Annotated in this window: 1 protein-coding gene; it reads left to right on the forward strand. The window is 69.9% G+C overall.

The genetic code is table 11. From position 1 onward, the window contains the following. Window positions 1-2431, forward strand: a 2431-nt coding sequence (locus AQJ46_RS50805) for a condensation domain-containing protein (RefSeq protein WP_159064282.1), incomplete at both ends; no start/stop codon positions are given.

Below are 2431 nucleotides of genomic sequence, written 5' to 3' on the forward strand. Positions count from 1 at the left end.
ATTGGTCGCGCAGGCTGCTTCGGTGACGAATCTGTACGGGCCGACGGAGACCACGATCTGGTCGACGGCCTGGCCGGTCACCGCGGAGGGTGCACGGCGGCCGCGGATCGGGCGTCCGATCGCGAACACGCGGGTGTATGTGCTGGATGGTGCGTTGCGACCGGTTCCTGCCGGGGTGCCGGGGGAGCTGTACATCGCGGGTGAGGGTGTGGTGCGTGGCTATCACGGGCGTTTCGGGCTGACGGCGCAGCGGTTCGTGGCCGATCCGTACGGTCCGGCGGGCTCGCGGATGTATCGCACGGGTGACCTGGTGCGCTGGACGATGGACGGGGAGCTGGAGTATCTGTCCCGGGTCGATGACCAGGTGAAGCTGCGCGGGTTCCGGATCGAGCTGGGTGAGATCGAGGCCGTCCTGGCCGCTCAGGAGCACGTGGCTCAGGCCGCTGTTGTGGTGCGCGAGGACCGGCCGGGAGACAAACGCCTGGTCGCCTACCTGGTTGCGGCGGCCGAGCAGCAGCCGACACCTGCCGCGCTGCGTGAGCACACGGCGGCGCATCTGCCGGACTACATGGTGCCGTCGGCGTTCGTGACCCTGGACGCCTTCCCGCTGACCCCGAACGGCAAGCTGGACCGGCGCGCCCTGCCGGCCCCCGACTACGGGCCGCAGTCGGAGGGCGGCAGGTCCCCGCGCTCGCCGCGCGAGGAGATCCTGTGCACCCTGTTCGCCGAAGTCCTCGGCCTGGACGCGGTGACCATCGACGACGACTTCTTCGCCCTCGGCGGCCACTCCCTGCTCGCCACCAAACTCGTCAGCCGCATCCGCACCGTCCTCGACACCGAGATCGCCGTACGCCGGCTCTTCGAGGCATCCACCGTCGCCGAACTCGCGAGTGTTCTCGACGCCTCGTCCGCCGCACGTGGCCGTGTCGCCCCCGCGGTGAGGCCGGCCCGGGTGCCGCTGTCGCTCGCCCAGCAGCGGCTGTGGTTCCTGCACGGTTTCGAGGGCCCCAGCGCGACGTACAACCTGCCGGTCGCCCTACGGCTGAAGGGAGCGCTGGACACGGAGGCGCTGAGGCTGGCGCTGACGGACGTGGCCACCCGGCACGAGAGCCTGCGCACGGTCTTCGCCGAGGACGCTGAGGGCTCGTACCAGATGGTTCTGGACGCCGCCGAGGCGGAGATCGCTGTGACCGCCACCGACGCGGAGCACCTGCACGACGAACTGGACCGTGCCTCCCGGGCACCGTTCGAGCTGACCGCGGAACCGCCCCTGCGTGTCCGCTTGTTCGAGCTGGGCGACGAGGAATTCGTCCTGCTCGTCGTGGTCCACCACATAGCGGGTGACGCTTGGTCGATGGGCCCCTTGGCGCGTGATCTCACGGCGGCGTACGCGGCCCGGGCCGCCGGTTCCGCTCCGGAGTGGGCTCCGTTGCCGGTGCAGTACGCCGACTACAGCCTGTGGCAGCGGGAGGTGCTCGGCTCCGAGGACGACCCCGAGAGCGAGCTCAGCCGCCAACTCGACTACTGGACCGATGCGTTGGCCGACCTGTCCGGAGAACTGTCCCTGCCGTTCGACCGCCCGCGTCCGGCCGTGGCCTCGTACCGGGGCGACCGGATCACCTTCGAGCTGCCCCAGGACGTCTACGACGGTCTGGCACGCGTCGCCCGTGAGGGCCGCTCCAGCCTGTTCATGGTGCTCCAGACGGCACTCGCCGCACTGTTGTCGCGGTTGGGTGCGGGGACGGACATCCCGCTCGGCACGCCGATCGCGGGTCGTACGGATGACGCGCTGGACGAGCTGGTCGGGTTCTTCGTGAACACGCTGGTGCTGCGCACGGATGTGTCCGGTGATCCGACGTTCGGTGAGTTGCTGGAACGAGTCCGGGCGGCGGACCTTTCGGCGTACGCGCATCAGGATCTGCCGTTCGAGCGGCTGGTGGAGGCGGTCAACCCGGAGCGCTCACTCTCCCGGCACCCCCTCTTCCAGACCATGCTCACTCTGAACAACACGGAACAAGGGGCCGCCTCCGCCGTGGCGTCCTTGCCCGGCCTGGAGGTCGACAGTCTGCCGGTCGGCATCGGGGCCGCCAAGTTCGACCTGTCCTTCCGTCTCGCGGAACGCCGGCCGTCGGCGGCGACGGAGTTCGCCACCCTGACCGGTGCGCTGGACTACAGCACCGATCTGTTCGATCGCACCACCGCGCAGAGCATTGCCGACCGCTTCACCCGCGTCCTCACCGCCCTGGCTCAGGACCCGAGTCGCCGAGTCTCCGAGGTGGAGGTGCTCGGGGCGGGGGAGCGGGAGTTGGTGTTGTCGGGGTGGCAGGGGGTTTCGCGTGAGGTGCGTGGGGTGTTGCTGCCGGAGTTGTTTGCGGAGCAGGTGGGGCGGTCTGCGGGTGCGGTGGCGGTGGTGTGTGGTGAGCGGTCGCTG

Origin of the sequence: Streptomyces canus, assembly GCF_001514145.1 — a bacterium.
GTDB lineage: Bacteria > Actinomycetota > Actinomycetes > Streptomycetales > Streptomycetaceae > Streptomyces > Streptomyces canus.